Below are 17,797 nucleotides of genomic sequence, written 5' to 3'. Positions count from 1 at the left end.
GTGACGCGGTTCTTCTCCCTGTGATACGGTGCACCATACAAGGTTGATGACGACAGTAACCCCATCAGAACCTGACAGCAGACACAGCGGAAGCAGGAGCCAGAGTCAAAATGCGTAAGCCACGCGATATCGATGCAGAGCTTGTCGCCCTGCAGAAACGGGCCAAAGCCCTTAAGGCACAGAGAACCATGCAGCTGGGCGAACTGGTCGAGGCATTGGGCGCGGATGCCCTCCCCGTCGAAGCCCTGGCCGGGGTTCTTCTTTCGGCTCTGGAACAGGCAGAGGACAAACCCGAAGCGATCGCGAGGTGGAGCGAGCGCGGTCAGGCCTTCTTTCAGGCCAGGCCAAAGCGCAGGGCCAGCAGAGCCTCACAGCAGGCTGCTGACGGGGCTCCGGACGCTTGAGAGGCGACTGGCACGCCAGAATGCCCTCATGGGCCGTCACAGGCTGAGAAAGGCGCGCGAGGACATGCGGGACTGGGCCAGGTCACGACGCAAGCGTACACGCCATATGATCGAACTGGGCGGGCTAGTGCAGAAGGCCGGTCTGGTGGACCTCACACAGGATGACCGCGCGACCCTGCTGGGGGCCTTCCTCGACCTCGCAGCACAGCTTCAGGGCAGTGGTACGACCTCTCCTGCCGATCTCAGGACAAGATGGCGACGAACCGGATTGCGGGCCTTCGATGCCGACAAGGAAGAGACCTGACACGCGCCCACCCATCAGCCAGACCGTCGTCGGATGCCCGACGTCAGATAACGGGCAACTGACGATCCGTATCTGTCTGCCTCATGGCAGAGAATGCGCTGAACAAGATCACATCGATGAGAGCATGGGCCACGATCGGCCCGATCAATCCCCAGTGGGACGCAGCCAGTCCCAGAGGGATCATGCCGAGGAACAGGAACGCGGTACCGATCACGCCGAGCCAGTATTGCAGGGCACCCCGGAACAGCACTTCCTCTCCCGCCCCGGCAAACACTGAAACCGCGATGATCGCAGGCCATGCCCTGACCGCCGAGGTCAGAGCGACATAGCGCCTGGTGACGCCCATCATGAACGGTTGCCTCACCAGGAGCCACGCCAGCACGCCAAAAACGCCGCCATAAAGGAACCCGGCGAGGATCGGGACAATCTGACTGCCTCCCGGCGGAGACCCCATCAGAACAGCCAGAAAATTGCGCCTCTGAAGGAGCACGATTCCGATCCAGCCAAGCCCCCCACACACCTGCGTTGAAAGGATTGCGGTGCGCAGGGAAAAGGGCCGGATCTCGCTCGGTCTTTCAGCATCCTGCGCCATGTCACCCACCCCACCTGAAGCAGAGATAAGATACTCCCCACGCATAACCGGGAGACACCCGCAAGCCAGACACCCTCTCAGACCGCTTTCACTGGCCCTGGATAGGCTTGTACGAGAGGGTCGTGGGTCAGGAGCGTCAGACCCTCCACAAGGGCCTGTGCGACCAGAATACGGTCAAATGGGTCACGGTGGATTTCGGGCAGGCCTGACACGGCCACCGCATGGCGGCTCGTAATCGGTAGTTCTTCATAATCATTTTCGATCAGACCACGTCGAAGCAGATGGGGATCGACCTTGAAATCGGCCCGTCCCAGCCCGGCCTTGATGGTGATCTCCCACAGACTGGCAGCACTGAAAACCAGAATATGATCGGGATCAGACAGAAGGGACCGGGCTTCTGCGGAAAGTCTGTCCGGGGCACCTGCGGCCCAGAGCAGGAGATGGGTGTCGAGCAGAAGCTTCATGTCGGACCATCGAAGAGCGTGGTGATGCTGTCCTGACCCATCTTGTCAAAATCATCGGGCACCTGGATCTGGCCCACCATGAACCCCAGACGTTTCTTTGCAGCGCCTTCAGGAGCAGAAATCGGACTGACCCGCGCGATCGGTTTGCCGGATTTGGCAATGATGAAGCTTTCGCCCTTCTGGGCATCTTCAATCAGCTTCGACAGATGCGTCTTAGCTTCATGAATGTTAACCGTTCGCATAATTTACTCCCAACCTGGTCTACAGGACTTAGTCTTATAAGGTTCCTCACGTAAGCTCAACTACTGAACGTTGCTACGTGTGATTTTGATCGGAGCATCTTATTTCCAAACAGTCTTAGACAGATGCAGCCATAGAATGACCATAGGATTATTCCGCTCTTCAAAATTCTGAGGCGTTAGAAGGTTAATTATAATAGTTAATAAGTTAAGCCTCTGGATAACGTTCATAACCCATTGATAGCACAATCTTATTATTCAATGTCCGTTCCTGAAGTGTCGGCAAACTGTTCCTGAAGTGTCGATCCGGCTGTTCCTGAAGTGTCGGCAAACTGTTCCTGAAGTGTCGATCCGCTCTCGCCGTTGTTGATAATACTCAGAGGAATGAACCTAGATTTGTGATGTTGTCTTAGAAAAACTTCAGATCACGCAATTCTAGACTACGTCCACACTCGTAAGCCTACGCTCTCACTGAGCACCGACACTTCGGGAACGCTTTTTGGCAGGATTGGCGGAGACATGCATTTCCTAGCGTCCTAACAAATGTCGGTTCTGGACGTCATAACGACGTACAAAGCCGATGAAGGCTTGTTGGTAGTTGGCTGGAGTTCGCGCTGGATCGGCGTCGAGCCAGTGACGAAACTCTTGGTGTAGGACTTGGAAGTCCCATCCTGGAAATTCGGTGCGCAGGATTTTCAGGGTCGCTGCCGTCACGTCCCGCTCAGCCACCGGAACCGTGGGGTGAGCGTCACTCGGCGTCAAAAGCATTTCTGCCTCACGTGCGATGTGTGCAGGCCTCCTAGAGAGACGAGCGGTTAAGTTGGAAGTTGCAGGATCAGGTCCAATCTGAATCCGCTGCATACGAAGCAGGGGTTCATGTCTATCAGCTGGTTCTTCGAGTGTAAGGCGGTAGCCTGGAAGATCATTGCGTTCGACCAATTTAGCGATCTCGAACTTGAAGCGCCGATACACACCCTCGGCACCGGATTTTTCAAACAGGGTCGGCAAGGAAATTGCGAAGCCGCCTTCTCCCGCCCCACCTGCGTGCTTGCGTGCCACCTTATAAAGCCAGCGCTCGCGACCGCCGGAAATATCGAAATACGCCCGGTCGATCGACAGGACGCCGCCAGTCATTAATACGCCTTCATAAAGCCAGTTGGACAGTTCAAGTGTCATGCCACGACTGCGTTCGGTACGCTCGTCGACCAGCTGTGACCAGCCATCTAGCCAAGAAAATGTGGCCTCACGCCGGTTCTCAGCACGGATGTTGGTCTTGACGGTGGTTGCGACCAATCGGTCCAACGATTGGCCTAGCAATTCATAGGCACGGCCGGTGGTCGGGCGACCTATGGCACGCAGTAGGTCATAGGGCATTAGATGCAACGTGCGCGGTATATCATTGATGCCACGACGTGCCATGTCCGCGAGTACGCTAACACAATAGATTAGAATATCGGCGTCCCAGATTGTTGCCATGCCGTAATCCGGATTAGCCGAGACATGAACCCATTGCTTGCCGTCAGGGCTGCGGTAGTCGATCGGCTTGATACGCTTCGTCTTAGCCAAACTGAAGAACGGTCGTTCCATTATCTCGCGTTGGTCGCGAAATGCCAGATCAGCCAAGTATGGTAGGAAAGGATCCAGATATGTCGAGGCCCCGGGGCTCGGTTTGATCATCTTAAAACACTTCCTCGGGGAAAGAATGGATTGCAAAACTGTCGAACACCGACAGTCAGAAAAAAAGTTTCCCCGGGGAAACTGTCATTACCGCCACTCGAGAAGTGGACCTAGAAAAGTTTCCCCGGGGAAAGATCATTGCCTTACCCTACGACCGGAAGCATCCAAATCAGCCAGCGCCTGACGCAACGTGGCTACTAGTTCCTCATTATCGGCACCAGAAGCGGCGTGCAGCCGCACGGTAACCCCTTGCCGGTTGATAGACTGAATCGTCAATGCAGGGCGTCCCAATTGAGAGTTGTATGTCGCCACACTTGCGGATGGGACTTCATCGGGTGCGCTCCCTGCTGCAAGCAAGCGGCGCAACACTTCAGCCGCCGGAATTGGCAATTCATCCTGCCGCCGCGCGGCGGCTTGTTCATTAGCCAATGTGCGGGCAGCCTGTGTTATCCGCTCCGCCGCATGATGTTCATCGAGTGCCCGCGCCAACGTATAGGCCGGCTTCAGCAGCACAACATCCCATGACGGAAAGGCCGCGAGCACTTCGTCAGGGATACGTGCAACCTGCAGCATTTTTGACAACCAGCCTTCGGAAACCCGCAGGCGTTCGGCCATCCGCTTCTGCTTGCCACCATAGTGCTGTATTAGCGCAGCAGCATAATTGCGGGCACGGGCAACATCTGAAACGTCTCGCCGGGCTCGGTTTTCAAGATCGGCCAACCTGAAGGCAGCTTCATCGTCAAGCGTTACCACTTGGGCGACAAATTGCATGTCAGGATAGGAATGCGTCCGCAACCAACTGATCGACCAGTGCCGACGTGTGCCAGCAATTACCTCATAATCGTAGTGGGGATCATTGCTGATCCGACGCACCACCGCTGGCACCTTTTGCCCACCTTCGGCGATAAGCGAGTCAATCAGGTCGGCGCAACTAGCTTCCGAAAGCTGGTCATATAGACGAGCATTGCCGGGCCAGACACGAACGCGTGCCGGATCCAACAAGAGTTGTGTAACCTGGCGTACTTCACCGGACTGTACGCGTGCGAGAGCCGATTCCCGGTGCAACAAAGTCGAAGCGCGTGCGCGTTCGACAACTGGGGCAGGAGAAATTGCATCATTAGTTGGATCGTCCTTGAGCAGATCCGCGAGATAAGAGTTTTGCTTACGCGACATGATCGAGCTCCATCGATCGAGGTAGAGGAAGAACGGTCTTAGCCTGCGGCATCGAACACCTCTTCTTCTCGGGCCGGGGGGACGCGCCCCCAGCTCTGCCGCACCAATTGTTCAACTTGGCCCAACGCCTCATCGAGATTAGCGCGGCACCGCTTGTGTGTCTTCGCAGTGCCGATGGGCTTTTCCAGTTCATAGATCGTCATCATGCGAAGGGAGGCGTGACTAATCTCGGCAGAGTCCAAAATTGGTACCGCCAGCAGAGCCGGTCCAAAGGTTTGCTCCATAATTGAGCGGATCATGGCGTGCGAAGGATCATTGCCGTCAAATTTCGAGCAGATCAACCGTATGAAGTTGTAGTCTAATGAAATGCCAGCGCCGACTAGTTGCTGCAGTACCTGATCCATCATGGAAAGGAATTGCACAGTTGAGCAGAAATCTGGCGTTGTTGCCGCAAGCGGCACTAAAAGCGCATTGGCGGCCTGCATTACTGCTAATGAAATGGTGCCGAGGGCAGGAGGCGGATCCAGCAGCACAATATCGTAGGCTCGGGCGAGTTCAGCGAGACCCTGTTTCAGCTTGCGGAAGCGGGCAGCCAGTACCGACTGTCCATCGCTACCAGCCGCAGCGAGCTCATATTCAACGTCAAATAACTCGAGATTAGATGGAATTAAGTCAACATTGGGCCACGGTGTCCGTTTGACTGCATAAGAGAGATCTGCTTGCGTTGGATCAATTGAAAGATACGGGTAAAGCGTTTCTTCCCGACTGATATTGAAATGGGGATTAAAACCGAATAACGTGGTTGTTGTTGCCTGGCTATCGCAATCAACTACGAGTACTCGGTAACCTTGAATTGCAAAGTAGTGAGCGAGGTGGGTGGTTACGGTTGATTTACCGACACCACCTTTAAAATTCTGCACCGCAATGATGGCGGGAGCGTCAGAAGACGCACGCCGTGGCGAGGCACCTAACACATCGCGCATGTGTAGCAATTCGGCGATACTATAGCCGAGACGACGGCCGGTTTCCGAAGCTGGAGGTGGGGGAAGGCGCCCGTCGTCCTCCGCCATACGGATGCGGTTGGTGGAGCAGTCTAGCAACTGGGCAGCATCGGCAATGCCAATGCGCACATTGAGTCCTTTGCGGCTATCAGGGAGAAAAGCCTTACGGCGTAGTCGCTCGATCATGCGCTCGCCAGCCTCAGCGAGATCACCGATCTGACTGACGATTGAATTCATTACAGCCCCTTAAGAGTGATTTGAACGATACTAAGAGAAAATATCGTCCATATCATTCAAAAAGGCAACGCCTTTGATGTTTGTTGTAATTCAGATGCTTAATTTCGGGGCCTGCTGATATTCAGAGGCATCAAATTCTGCGCGCATGCTAATCGATAGAAAATGCTATGCTGGTCTCTCTGCGCCTTCATATCCGTTCATGACATACCTGTAATGTCACATCTCCATGTGTTTCGTTTTGACATCGGATCGATGCATCTGGTAAAAGATTTCTAGTTTAAAGCCGTGTCAATGGAGGCACTGGCCTCACAAGCATCATGATCGAATTCAGGGTCAAGGGCGGCCCTGATGCCTTGAGGGCTTGGTGGATTGCGCTATCGCGCATGCTGCCATTCGGGAACTGCCTTGGACAGGTCATTCTTTAAAGCCGGCCACCTGCCGACACTCATTGCTGCTTTCCTGTATTTCGACGTTTCTTTTATGGTCTGGGTGCTACTCGGTCCTCTAGGCATTGCTATCTCTCATGACCTGCATCTTAACGCAGGTCAGAAGGGATTTCTGGTGGCGATGCCGGTGCTGGCAGGCGCCGTTTTTCGTGTCGTGCTTGGCGCCTGCGTGGATCTCTTTGGTGCGCGCCGAAGCGCGATTGCAGCACAGGTCACTGTAATTTTGGGATTGATCGTGACATGGTTTGCGTCGCCCTCCTCATATGTGGCGATGTTCCCACTTGCCCTTCTGCTAGGGATAGCAGGTGGGTCTTTTGCTGTGGCACTGCCATTGGTTTCGGGCTGGTATCCCCCCCAGTATCAGGGGACAGCTCTGGGCATAGCAGGCGCCGGGAATTCCGGCACCGCCTTTGCAGCGCTGGTTGCGCCTGTTCTTGCAGTCAGATTCGGCTGGGTGAACGTCCTTGGGCTCGCGGTCATACCACTCACGGTCGTGCTGATCGTGTTTCTAGCAATATCCCGAGAGCCACCCCAGCGTCGCTCGAGCGGGAGGCTGTGCGCTTGGGGGCCTTTGCTGCGTCGGTGTGATGCCTGGATCCTGATGGGATTTTATGCCGTAACCTTTGGCGGGTTCGTCGGTCTGGCCTCGTTCCTGACCATCTACTTCAACGACCAGTACGGCCTCAGGCCTGCGACAGCGGGGTTCTGTACCGCCACAATTGTGTTCGCAGGGTCTTTCGTGCGACCGCTGGGGGGAGCGCTGGCCGACCGGATCGGGGGAACCCGTGCCCTGTCTATCCTCTTTGCCGCCGCCTGCATCATCTATCTGTCGATCGGTATCGGGCTGCCGTCCCTTCTGCTTGCACTGGGCGCCTTTTTTGTCGGCATGATGGTTCTGGGTCTTGCAAATGGTGCCGTATTCCAGCTCGTGCCGACCCGTTTTCCGCAATCCGTGGGGATCCTGACTGGACTTGTCGGCATGAGCGGCGGGATTGGCGGGTTTTGTCTGCCGGTTCTTCTGGGGACCATCCGTCATGCGACAGGGGGATACGGGGCGGCTTTTCTGGTGTTTGCCGCTTTCTCGTTATTCGGTCTGCTCTCTGTATGGCTGGCTCATACGCGCTGGGCGCCAACCCGGAGCCTCGCTTCCGGCGGGCGGATATGAAGGGGTGGCTTTGTGCGCTGTCGGCTCTTCCGGTCTTTCTCGCACTGCCTGCAGCACAGGCCGCTGCCGGGCCGTATGGTGTCTTCAGTACGGGCGATGGCGCGGCGGCGGGTTTCGGGACGGTTGGCGGGGTCGGACAGGTCTCCTGGGCACAGGACTGGTCCACGATCACGACGATACCTGGTCAGAAGCGCCCGCGCGACTGGTTCTCCCGTCTCAAGCATGTCTCCCTGACAGACAAGGGCGATATCTGGATCAGTTTTTTCGGTGAGGAGCGGCTACGGTATATTTTCGAGAACCAGCCTCTGATGGGGACGGCAGGCAAGACAGATGCCTCCCGTCTGCTCCTGCGCAGCCAGTATGGTGCGGATCTGCATATCGGAAAGCATGTCCGGGTCTATGCCGAACTGCTTCAGGCGTTGGCTGGTGGCTCGAATTATTACGGGTATCAGACCGGTATCCAGCGCGAACGGCTGGACCTGCAACAGGGTATTCTGGAGATACATGGCACCGTTCTGGGCGCGAAGGCAGGTGTCATCGGAGGTCGGCAGGTGTTTCTCGATGCCCCGGTCTCGATGCAGTCCGCGCGTGATCTGACCAATGCGCAGCAGACATGGGACGGGGTGCGCGGCTATGCGATCTGGAAGCGGACACGGCTCGATCTGTTCGATTTCGCACAGACCAACAAGCTGCCTGTCGGGATTTTCTCAGACGGGACGAACTATGCTGCGCGGATGTTCGGTGGGTACAGCTCGACGGCTCTTCCGGGCTTCAGACTGTGGGGCAAGCCGGGACAGCTCTTCGCTGATCTGTTCTATATCGGTTATCTCTTTTCCGGTTCCCTGGCTGCCCAGCCCCTGCTGGCCCAGGGCCGTACGCAGGCCGGATCGACACGGCGTGACAATATGGGTGCGCGGCTGTGGGGCAAGGCAGGGCCGATCGCGATCAATCTGACAGGCGTGTTCCAGGGCGGGCAGTACCGTCCGGTAGACCGGACCCTGCCGAACCGGGCCGTCCGGGCTTATGCGGTGAATGCGGCTGTTCTTTACGCCGCGTCTGCCAGAGCCTGGAAACCCAGTCTCGGTGTGCAGGCCGATCTGTTTTCGGGCGGCTCCTACCGCTCGCAGGGCGAGGCGGTCGGTACCTTTGCCACGCCCTATTTTCCGCTGCCCTATTACAATGACGTAACCTTGTCGCTTACATCGCAAAATCTTGTCGGTGTTGGACCATTGCTTGATCTTGCGCCGTCATCGACCTTTCATATCAAGTTGCATCTTCCGTTTTTCTGGCGGGAGAGTACTAATGATGCCGTCTATGCTGTTGGAAAGACCTATTCCTGGCGTGACAGACTGTCAGGGGGCTATATTGGTACCATACCCCAGGCACAGGCCGCCTGGAATTTCGCGCCGCACTGGACGTGGACCCAGGATTTCGCGGGCTTTTCCGCCTCGCACGCCATGCTACGGGCCGGTGCCCGTAGCGGCGTCTTCATCATGCAGACCATGATGCTCAAGTTCTGAAAAAGGACATTCCGGACATGACTGACACGACCAATATCATCATCATCGGCAACGGCATGGTTGGCCATTACTGCGCCGAACAGCTCGTCAGTCATGGATTGCACGAGACGCACCGGATCCACGTGTTCGGAGCCGAGCGGCACGCCGCTTATGACCGGGTGCATCTGACCGAATACATGACCGGACAGGATGCTCTTTCCCTGCGTCTGCATGAGGAAGGTTTTCATGATGCGCACGGGATCACGCTTCATCTTGGTGTGGCTGTGACGGCCATCGACCGCGAGGCCCGGATGATCCGCACCGGACAGGGAGATTTTCCCTATGGGACCCTTGTGATTGCGACCGGTTCCTATCCGTTTGTGCCGTTTGTGCCGGGCAATTCTGGAACGGCCGGCCTCGTCTATCGTACGCTCGACGATCTCGATGCGATCCGCGTGGCGGCACAGGGTGCGCGGCATGGCGTGGTAATCGGCGGCGGTCTGCTGGGCCTGGAAGCGGCCAATGCGGTCAAGTCCCTCGGGCTGGATGTGGCCGTGGTCGAATTTGCACCGCGCCTGATGCCGGTCCAGCTCGACGAGGAGGGCGGGCGGGCGTTGCGTCACCGGATCGAAACCATGGGGATCGATGTGCGTACCGCGCATGCAACGCAGGCGATCGAGCCGGGGGAAACCCTGCGGCACAGACTGGTCTTTGCGGACGGATCCATGCTGGAAACCGATCTTGTCGTATTTTCGGCCGGGATCCGGCCCAATGATGCGCTTGCGCGTGGTTGCGGACTGGAGACGGGCGCACGCGGTGGGATTGCGGTGGATGACCAGTGCCGCACCAGTGACCCGCATGTCTTTGCGATTGGCGAGTGTGCGTCGTGGCAGGAGCGTGTTTTCGGTCTTGTTGCACCGGGCTACACCATGGCGCGTACAGCGGCGGCCGTCATTGCGGGGGAAGATGCGGCCTTTACCGGGGCAGACATGTCCACAAAGCTGAAACTGCTCGGGGTGGACGTCGGTTCGATCGGCGATGCACAGGGGGCCGAACCCGGATCGACCAGTTATCGCTTTATCGGGGAGGCGGACGGTTCCTATCGCCGTCTTGTGCTTTCAGCCGATGGAAAGCGCATAACCGGTGCCGTGCTGGTGGGCGATAATTCCTACTACGATACGATCCTGCAATTCGTACAAAATGCCATCAGCCCGCCAGCCGATCCGGCTGCCCTAATCCTGCCCCGCGGTGAGGGTGCGGTGCTTCTGGGTGCGGATTCACTGCCCGATACGGCGATGATCTGCTCGTGCCATAATGTCACCAAAGGGGCGATCAGCGCGGCCATTGAAGGAGGATGCACGGAGTTCGGTGCGCTGAAGACGCAGACCAAGGCTTCGACAGGCTGCGGCGGATGTGCGGGTCTGCTCAAATCCGTGTTCGAAACGGAATTGTCCGCACGCGGGATCGAGGTCGATCATTCCCTGTGCGAACATTTTTCCCATACGCGACAGGAGCTTTATGCGCTTGTCCGGGTTCACAATATACGGACTTTTGGCGAGCTGCTGGAGAAGCATGGCAATGGCGGACTGGGCTGCGATATCTGCAAGCCCACAGTCGGGTCGATCCTTGCCTCTGCCTGGAACAGGCCGATCACCGATCCGGCCTATATTCCGCTGCAGGACACGAATGACACCTTCATGGCCAATATGCAGAAAAACGGCACTTATTCCGTCATGCCGCGTATTGCGGGCGGCGAGATCACGCCGGACAAGCTGATTGTTCTGGGGCAGGTCGGAAAGAAATACGGGCTCTATACCAAGATTACGGGCGGACAGCGCATTGACCTGTTTGGCGCGCAGATCCATCAGCTTCCCGATATCTGGGCTGAACTGATCGAGGCGGGTTTCGAGACCGGTCACGCATATGGCAAGTCGACCCGTACCGTGAAATCCTGTGTGGGGAGTACCTGGTGTCGTTACGGCGTGCAGGACAGTGTTGGTCAGGCGCTCGACCTTGAAAACCGCTACAAAGGACTGCGCAGCCCGCACAAGCTGAAATTCGCGGTGTCCGGCTGTACGCGCGAATGCGCGGAGGCGCAGGGCAAGGATGTCGGGGTGATTGCCACTGAAAACGGCTGGAACCTGTATATCTGCGGCAACGGGGGCATGCGTCCGCGGCATGCTGAACTGTTCGCGACCGATCTCGATTCGGAGACTCTCGTCCGATATATTGATCGTTTCCTGATGTTCTATATCCGCACGGCCGACAAGCTTCAGCGGACCTCCGTCTGGCGGGAGACTCTCGAAGGCGGTCTCGATTACCTCAGGGATGTCATCATTAGGGACAGCCTGGGCATTGCTGACGAGCTCGAGCGCCAGATGCAGAGCGTTGTGGACAGCTATCACTGCGAATGGCGCGATGCACTTTCGGATCGGGACAAGCTCAAGCGGTTCCGGACCTTTGTCAATGACAGCCGACCCGACCCGAACGTGCAGACCGTGCCCGAGCGTGATCAGGTCAGACCTGCGGAAAATGGTTCCGGCAGTCCGGCGGGTGTCGGTCCCCGTGACTGGCAGACACTGTGCGAGGAGGGAGATCTCGTTCCCAATTCAGGTGTGGTCGCCTGGTGGGAAGGCGCACAGGTGGCCCTGTTTTATCTGCCTGCAACGACGGGGGGGCCGGCGCGCATTTTTGCCATCGACAATCATGATCCCTTTTCGAAGGCCAATGTCATCGGACGCGGAATTATAGGCGATCTGAAAGGAGAAATTGTGGTGGCCTCTCCGCTCTACAAGCAGCATTTCCGTCTGCGTGACGGGGAATGCCTAGAGGATGCAAGCGTTGCCCTGCGCGTATGGGATGCGCGGATTCATGAGGGACGGGTGGAGATCCGGACGCCGGAACCGGCCCTCGTTCCGGTCTGAGCCGATATGGCCCTGCCTGATGCCATCCGGTCGGCCTGTCCCTATTGCGGAGTAGGTTGCGGCATTGTTTTCGAGGTTGAGGCTGGCCGGATCGTGAAGCTGCGCGGCGATCCGGACCATCCGGCCAATCGCGGGCGGCTCTGCACCAAGGGCAGTTCCTGTGACAAGCCGATTACAGCACCCGGTCGGTTGACCCATGCGGCGATCCGGCCTGCGCGGGATGCGGAGCCGCAGCGTCTGGACATGGAAGATGCGATCGGGCGGACGGCGCAGCGGTTGCGTGCCATTCTCGATGCGCACGGGCCGGATGCTCTGGCGCTCTACGTATCCGGTCAGATGACGATGGAGGCGCAGTATCTCGCCAACAAGCTGGCCAAGGGGTACTGGCGCACGCAGCATATCGAATCCAATTCGCGCCTCTGTATGGCGTCTGCAGGGGCAGGATACAAAACCTCGCTGGGCGCGGATGCTCCGCCCGGCTCCTATGAGGATTTCGATCACGCCGATCTGTTTTTCGTTATCGGTGCGAACATGGCGGACTGCCATCCGATCCTGTTCCTGCGGCTGCTGGATCGCAAGCGGCAGGGCGCACGGCTGATTGTGGTCGATCCGCGCAGGACCGCGACAGCCGACAAGGCCGATCTGTTTCTTCAGATCCGGCCGGGAACCGATCTTGCCCTGCTGAACGGTATCCTGCATCTGCTTCTGGCCTGGGATGCAATCGACCGGGAGTTCATAGCCCTTCATACCCGAGGATGGGAGGCAATGGTCCCGTTTCTGGCGCAGTACGGGCCTGAGCAGGTGGCCGAAACGACGGGTATTGCCATCGACGATCTCAAGCAGGCTGCCTACTGGATTGCGGAATCGGGGGCCTGGATGAGCCTTTGGACCATGGGGCTGAACCAGAGTGTGACCGGAACCTGGAATACCAACGCGCTGTGCAACCTGCATCTGGCGACCGGGGCAATTTGCAAACCCGGCAGCGGTCCGTTTTCCCTGACAGGTCAACCCAATGCGATGGGTGGCCGGGAAATGGGCTATATGGGGCCGGGTCTGCCGGGTCAGCGCAGTGCAATGGTGGCAGAGGATCGTCTTTTTGCCGAGAAAGTCTGGGGGCTACCGCCCGATACGATCCGCGAGGCAGAGGGTTTCGGAACGATCGGCCTGTTCGAGGCGATGGCCCGGGGCGAGATCAGGGCGGTCTGGATTATCTGTACCAATCCGGTGGCAAGCGTTGCGCGACGCGATGGCGTGATTGCCGGATTGCAGAAGGCGGAATGCGTGATTGTGCAGGACGCTTTCAGGAGTGCGGAAACGACGGCCTATGCCGACATCCTTCTGCCTGGTGCCCTTTGGGCTGAAGGGGATGGCGTTCAGGTCAATTCCGAGCGGACCATGACCCTGACACGTGCCGCTGTGCCGCCGCCAGGCGAGGCTTTGCCGGACTGGGACATTATAGCCCGTGTCGCGCGCGCCATGGGATATGAAGGATTCGATTTTACCAGTGCCGCCGAGGTATTTGCCGAGGCGGCCGGGTTTGCCAACCCCCGGACGGGCTACGATATTTCAGGAATCAGTCATGCGCGGCTGATGCAGGGTCCGGTTCAGTGGCCGAGCCCCCCCGGCGATTCGAAGGCACGTCACCCGATCCGTTACCGGCCCGATCCACGGTCGGGTCCGCGGTTTGCAACCGATGACGGTCGGGCCGTGTTTCTTGCGCGGCCTTTTCTGGAAAAGGGCGAACGGACGGATGCAACGTATCCGTTTGTGCTGGATACGGGTCGTCTGCAGCATCATTGGCACACGCTGACCAAGACAGGCACGGTCGACTCCTTGTGCAAGCTGCATCCGGAGCCGTTTCTGGAGGTGCATCCAGATACTGCGCACGATCTGGCGCTCGATCCTGCCGATCGTGTGCTGATCCGGTCGCGTCGCGGGTCGGCGACCTTGCCTGTCCGGATCAGCGACCGTGTGCCGCCGGGTGTGTGTTTTGCCCCGTTTCACTGGAACGATGCGTTCGGAGCGGATCTGGCGGTTAATGTCCTGACGCCTGACGCGGTCGATCCGATCTCGCTCCAGCCCGGATTCAAGCTGTGTGCGGTCAACCTAACGCGAGTAGCAGCGCCTATAATTATGCCAGAGTTAGACATTGTTTCTCGCCTTGCAGCTCAGTTGAAGGTCGGGGAGATAGCATCGGCTCCCTTGTCAGAGATGGCACAGCACTGGCTTGCAGGCTTTCTCGAAGGCTTACGCCTATCGCCCCCTTCGGATGATTTACCGGTCGTGCCGCATCGCGCGCCGCTCTCCGAGACGGAACGCTTGCGGATCGATGGGTTGCTGGCAGGCCTGTATGCACGCAAACCGCATGACGCGCCGATGAACAACTTAGAAACGTACTCCCCGCATCCGACGGTATTCTGGGCCTCTCAGACCGGACGAGCGGAAGACGCAGCTAAAGGGCTAGCTGCTGCACTGGGTGGCCGATGCATCTGCCTTGATGTAGCCAGCGTTGATGATTTGCCCCAAGGGAATATAATCTTTGTCGTGTCGACATTCGGGGATGGGGATCCCCCCGATTGCGCTGCCTCATTCTGGGGTGCGCTTCAGGCCCGTTCCACACCGATCATCGACATGCGCCATGCCGTGCTAGCATTCGGGGACTCGAGTTACGCGAATTTCTGCGGTTTCGGTCGCGCTTTGGATGCTCGACTGGCGGAACTTGGGAGCAAGACGCTGCAGGGACGCTACGATTGCGAGCCTGATGACGACGTCGGCCGCGCCGAATGGCAAGCACGGTTATGCGCGATCCTAGGAGAAAGCAGCGCGTCGATCCCTCCTGCAACCATTACGCTCACTCCACGCAATACGCCCGTAATAGCGAAACTGTGCCAAAATGTTCTGCTGACGCCCGAAGGCGCCAGCCGGCAAACACGGTTGATCGGATTCGACATTGCGCAAACAAATCTTGCCTATGAGCCAGGCGATGCTTTGGGTGTCTGGCCGCACAATCGGGTCGAGGTCGTCGACCAAGTATTATGTGCCCTTGGATACGAAGGTGAAACACCAATCGATCTGCCATTGTCTGGTACTGTGACATTACGCGAGGCGTTGACGACTCATTTTGACCTGTCGCGAGCCAATACCGCCATGCAAGAGCATCTTGAGGTAGAATCGGGGTATTTGCCTCAGATGCTTCAGTCCGCTGGGCGCGCGATCACGCTGGACAAGATTCCGACCCTGTTCCGCAGGCTGCAGCCAAGATTGTATTCCATTGCGTCCTCACCTCTTGCCCATCCGGGCGAAGTCCATCTCACGGTGGGGGTCGTGCGCGAGCCCTATCCCGGAACATGTTCGCCTTGGCTCGCGGGACTGCAGATCGGTGCAGATGTGGCGTTGTTCGTGCAGAAATCCGGACACTTCCGTCTGCCAGACGATACCGCGACCCCAATCATCATGATCGGACCGGGCACCGGTATCGCCCCATTCCGTGGCTTCCTGCAGCATCGCGCAGCCATGAGGGCACCTGGCGAAGCATGGCTATTTTTTGGTGAACGCAATGCAGCCTCTGGTTTTTACTATCGCGACGAACTCGCGGCGTTGCAGGCACACGGGATCCTCACCCGGATCGATCTGGCCTTCTCGCGTGATCAAGAGGCTCGCATCTACGTTCAGGATCGCATGAAGGCCGCTGGCCCTGCCTTATGGGACTGGATCGCGCGTGGCGCACATGTCTTTGTCTGCGGCGATGCGAGCCACATGGCTCGCGATGTCGATCTGTGCCTGCGCGAAATCATTGAGCAGCATGGGAATATGGAACCCGCGCAAGCGGCGGGATATGTGGATGAAATGACGAGGTCCGGACGATATGCAAGGGATGTCTATTAAGGCATGCGTGTCTTGATCGCCGATTCCAGTCCTCGTCGTGCCGTCGCCCTTTCAGACATACTGAGTGTCGATGCAGCATTGACGGTCATGCGGCCCGAACCGGGCATGACCCTGCTTGATGCGGTGCGGATGGTGCAACCCGATATTGTGCTGGTCGATCTGGACCGTGCGGATCGCGATGCGCTTGACAGTGTACGCGTGCTGGCTGGGGCAGGCACGGATCGCCCAATCGCATTGTTCGTTGATCGGGATGACGAGGCGCTGATGCGCGAAGCCTTTGATGCAGGTGTGTGCTCCTATAACGTGATTGAGACCCTCCCACACGACGTCAAGCCGCTACTGAGAGCGGCAATAGCACTTTTCGGTCGCTTTCAGGCCCAGGCGCGCGCCCTGAGCGATGCACAGCGCCATCTGTCTGATCGCGCAGCAATCGATCAAGCCAAGAGACTATTCATGAAATCTGAAAATACCAGTGAGGCCGCCGCCCATCGATGGTTCCAAAAGCGCGCGATGCAGGATGGACGCCGCATGGTCGATATCTGTCATCAGTATCTCGACCGTAAGGCTCCGGGGCCGAAGTCATGAGCGTTCCGTTTCGTATCGGCCTCCTGCGGTTAGCTGACAGTCTGCCGATTCTCATGGCTCATGAGAAAAACCTGTTCGCGCAGGCCGATATTGAAGCTGACATCGTGGTGGAACCGTCATGGGCCAATATCGCGGACGGGTTGAGCTGGGGACGGCTGGACGCGGCCGTGGTCTTCCCGCCGCTTGCGATCATGACCTATCTGGGTAAGCGTGGCCGACCGACACCGTTACGGGTTGTTGCCGATCTGTCCTTCGGTGGCAACACGATCGTTCTGCGCGACCAGACTTATCTTGAGAGGTCTGCACCATGCATGGCAGTTGTTCACCCTTATTCGACGCATTTCCTGCTGTTGAGGCGGTATCTGCTCGCACAGTGCCCGCGCGCGCTCGAACATCTGATCATCATGCCGCCCGATATGATGCTGGAAGCACTGGCAAACAGGACAATTGATGGTTTCTGCGCTGGACCGCCATGGGGCACTGCCGCGGAACAGGCTGGACTTGGGCGAATCGTTAGCGGATCGGCAGCTATCAAGCCAGGTCATCTGGAAAAGCAGTGCGTCGTGACCGAGACTTGGGCGGAACGTCACCCCGTGCATGCCATGCAACTGACGCGCGTCCTAAAGACATCGATCGCCCATTGCCTCGACCCAGCGGAGCATGAAACGTCGCTCGGCATGCTGAGCCGTCCCGTCGACGCGGGTGGGCTGGCCCTCCCGACGAAAGCTGTACAGGCGATTATGCCTAGCCGCATTGCTCCACATGCGATCGAGCTTGGGCGATCACATGATCAGTCCATCGACTGGATCGCTGCCGAGATGCAGGCGCTAAGCTGGATAAATGCCGATGACGACCTCCTTCCATGGAGCAAATAATACCGTTGCAAGACCATTCGGCGATTTCTGGGATCAGATCGAGAGAGAAGAACGTGAGGGAGGTCTGGCAAGACGTAAAGCAATGGGAAGGTAGCGAGGTTCGAGTTTCATGCGCATTCGAAACAAGATTAATTCGCACAGAAGAGGGTCTAATATAGAGGGTGGTACATAAAATGGGCGCGGATATACGTTTAGCATGTTGGAAAACCTGAAGTGGTCAGTTTCCGATGCAAGGGGCATTCCAACAGCGTCTTACGAATATCAGAAGATCCGTTTCCCGAGCCATTTTCCAAGCGATCGGTCCAATGTCGAAAAATACATGTTTCC

General features: G+C 57.7%; 14 protein-coding genes. 8 read left to right on the top strand and 6 right to left on the bottom strand.

Annotated elements, in window-relative coordinates; all coding sequences use genetic code 11:
• Positions 1-110 precede the first annotated feature (110 nt).
• The gene (locus ED655_RS15190; protein ID WP_122050950.1) at positions 111-404 is read left to right on the top strand and encodes a conjugal transfer protein TraD; all 294 of its coding nucleotides are present in this window, start codon (positions 111-113) and stop codon (positions 402-404) included.
• Between the two features lie 64 nt (positions 405-468).
• Entirely contained in the window at positions 469-708 is a 240-nt protein-coding gene (locus ED655_RS15185) for a conjugal transfer protein TraD (RefSeq protein WP_122050963.1), read from the top strand.
• A 43-nt stretch (positions 709-751) separates the two neighbouring features.
• On the opposite strand, the gene ED655_RS15180 is transcribed toward ED655_RS15185, so the two are convergent.
• The 6 genes from ED655_RS15180 to ED655_RS15155 form a co-directional block, all read right to left on the bottom strand.
• The gene (locus ED655_RS15180; protein ID WP_122050949.1) at positions 752-1,345 is read right to left on the bottom strand and encodes a hypothetical protein; all 594 of its coding nucleotides are present in this window, start codon (positions 1,343-1,345) and stop codon (positions 752-754) included.
• 32 nt (positions 1,346-1,377) lie between these two features.
• A complete protein-coding gene (locus tag ED655_RS15175) occupies positions 1,378-1,764 on the bottom strand; it encodes a type II toxin-antitoxin system VapC family toxin (protein WP_122050947.1) in 387 nt (128 codons plus the stop codon).
• Positions 1,761-2,006 carry a type II toxin-antitoxin system Phd/YefM family antitoxin gene (locus ED655_RS15170; RefSeq protein ID WP_122050946.1) on the bottom strand — a complete coding sequence of 82 codons (246 nt, stop codon included), beginning with the start codon at positions 2,004-2,006 and terminating at the stop codon, positions 1,761-1,763. Before ED655_RS15170 ends, ED655_RS15175 begins: the two co-directional genes overlap by 4 nt.
• A 525-nt stretch (positions 2,007-2,531) precedes the next feature.
• Positions 2,532-3,680: a replication initiator protein A gene (locus tag ED655_RS15165; RefSeq protein ID WP_122050944.1), complete on the bottom strand. Its 1,149-nt coding sequence runs from the start codon at positions 3,678-3,680 to the stop codon at positions 2,532-2,534.
• Positions 3,681-3,815: 135 nt separating this feature from the next.
• Positions 3,816-4,853 carry a ParB/RepB/Spo0J family partition protein gene (locus ED655_RS15160; protein WP_122050943.1) on the bottom strand — a complete coding sequence of 346 codons (1,038 nt, stop codon included), beginning with the start codon at positions 4,851-4,853 and terminating at the stop codon, positions 3,816-3,818.
• Positions 4,854-4,891: 38 nt separating this feature from the next.
• Positions 4,892-6,091: an AAA family ATPase gene (locus tag ED655_RS15155; RefSeq protein WP_122050941.1), complete on the bottom strand. Its 1,200-nt coding sequence runs from the start codon at positions 6,089-6,091 to the stop codon at positions 4,892-4,894.
• A gap of 405 nt (positions 6,092-6,496) precedes the next feature.
• On the opposite strand from ED655_RS15155, the gene ED655_RS15150 reads away from it, so the two are divergent.
• Genes ED655_RS15150 through ED655_RS15125 form a run of 6 tightly spaced genes read left to right on the top strand, consistent with a single transcriptional unit; the run spans position 6,497 to position 17,470 of the window.
• On the top strand, positions 6,497-7,702 hold the full coding sequence (locus ED655_RS15150) for a nitrate/nitrite transporter (protein ID WP_122050940.1): 1,206 nt from the start codon (positions 6,497-6,499) through the stop codon (positions 7,700-7,702).
• A complete protein-coding gene (locus ED655_RS15145) occupies positions 7,699-9,222 on the top strand; it encodes an alginate export family protein (RefSeq protein ID WP_240993706.1) in 1,524 nt (507 codons plus the stop codon). The genes ED655_RS15150 and ED655_RS15145 overlap by 4 nt, the downstream gene beginning before the upstream one ends.
• A 17-nt stretch (positions 9,223-9,239) precedes the next feature.
• A complete protein-coding gene (gene nirB, locus ED655_RS15140; protein WP_122050937.1) occupies positions 9,240-12,125 on the top strand; it encodes a nitrite reductase large subunit NirB in 2,886 nt (961 codons plus the stop codon).
• A gap of 6 nt (positions 12,126-12,131) precedes the next feature.
• A complete protein-coding gene (locus ED655_RS15135) occupies positions 12,132-16,010 on the top strand; it encodes a bifunctional nitrate reductase/sulfite reductase flavoprotein subunit alpha (protein WP_122050936.1) in 3,879 nt (1,292 codons plus the stop codon).
• 3 nt (positions 16,011-16,013) lie between these two features.
• Complete coding sequence (locus ED655_RS15130) at positions 16,014-16,595, top strand: ANTAR domain-containing response regulator (RefSeq protein WP_023977967.1); 582 nt, start codon at positions 16,014-16,016, stop codon at positions 16,593-16,595.
• The gene (locus ED655_RS15125; protein ID WP_023977968.1) at positions 16,592-17,470 is read left to right on the top strand and encodes an ABC transporter substrate-binding protein; all 879 of its coding nucleotides are present in this window, start codon (positions 16,592-16,594) and stop codon (positions 17,468-17,470) included. The genes ED655_RS15130 and ED655_RS15125 overlap by 4 nt, the downstream gene beginning before the upstream one ends.
• The last annotated feature ends 327 nt before the right edge of the window (positions 17,471-17,797 follow it).

Source organism: Asaia bogorensis (assembly GCF_900465345.1).
GTDB lineage: Bacteria > Pseudomonadota > Alphaproteobacteria > Acetobacterales > Acetobacteraceae > Asaia > Asaia bogorensis_A.
The sequence above is the reverse complement of the archived record's forward strand: the minus strand, read 5'-3'. Positions and strand labels throughout refer to the sequence as shown.

What these genes read in the sequence shown, in the direction of transcription:
- ED655_RS15190 (WP_122050950.1), top strand. Translation starts at nt 111, where the DNA reads ATGCGTAAGCCACGCGATATCGATGCAGAGCTTGTCGCCCTGCAGAAA.
- ED655_RS15185 (WP_122050963.1), top strand. Translation starts at nt 469, where the DNA reads ATGCGGGACTGGGCCAGGTCACGACGCAAGCGTACACGCCATATGATC.
- ED655_RS15180 (WP_122050949.1), bottom strand. Translation starts at nt 1,345, where the DNA reads ATGCGTGGGGAGTATCTTATCTCTGCTTCAGGTGGGGTGGGTGACATG.
- ED655_RS15175 (WP_122050947.1), bottom strand. Translation starts at nt 1,764, where the DNA reads ATGAAGCTTCTGCTCGACACCCATCTCCTGCTCTGGGCCGCAGGTGCC.
- ED655_RS15170 (WP_122050946.1), bottom strand. Translation starts at nt 2,006, where the DNA reads ATGCGAACGGTTAACATTCATGAAGCTAAGACGCATCTGTCGAAGCTG.
- ED655_RS15165 (WP_122050944.1), bottom strand. Translation starts at nt 3,680, where the DNA reads ATGATCAAACCGAGCCCCGGGGCCTCGACATATCTGGATCCTTTCCTA.
- ED655_RS15160 (WP_122050943.1), bottom strand. Translation starts at nt 4,853, where the DNA reads ATGTCGCGTAAGCAAAACTCTTATCTCGCGGATCTGCTCAAGGACGAT.
- ED655_RS15155 (WP_122050941.1), bottom strand. Translation starts at nt 6,091, where the DNA reads ATGAATTCAATCGTCAGTCAGATCGGTGATCTCGCTGAGGCTGGCGAG.
- ED655_RS15145 (WP_240993706.1), top strand. Translation starts at nt 7,699, where the DNA reads ATGAAGGGGTGGCTTTGTGCGCTGTCGGCTCTTCCGGTCTTTCTCGCA.
- nirB (WP_122050937.1), top strand. Translation starts at nt 9,240, where the DNA reads ATGACTGACACGACCAATATCATCATCATCGGCAACGGCATGGTTGGC.
- ED655_RS15135 (WP_122050936.1), top strand. Translation starts at nt 12,132, where the DNA reads ATGGCCCTGCCTGATGCCATCCGGTCGGCCTGTCCCTATTGCGGAGTA.
- ED655_RS15130 (WP_023977967.1), top strand. Translation starts at nt 16,014, where the DNA reads ATGCGTGTCTTGATCGCCGATTCCAGTCCTCGTCGTGCCGTCGCCCTT.
- ED655_RS15125 (WP_023977968.1), top strand. Translation starts at nt 16,592, where the DNA reads ATGAGCGTTCCGTTTCGTATCGGCCTCCTGCGGTTAGCTGACAGTCTG.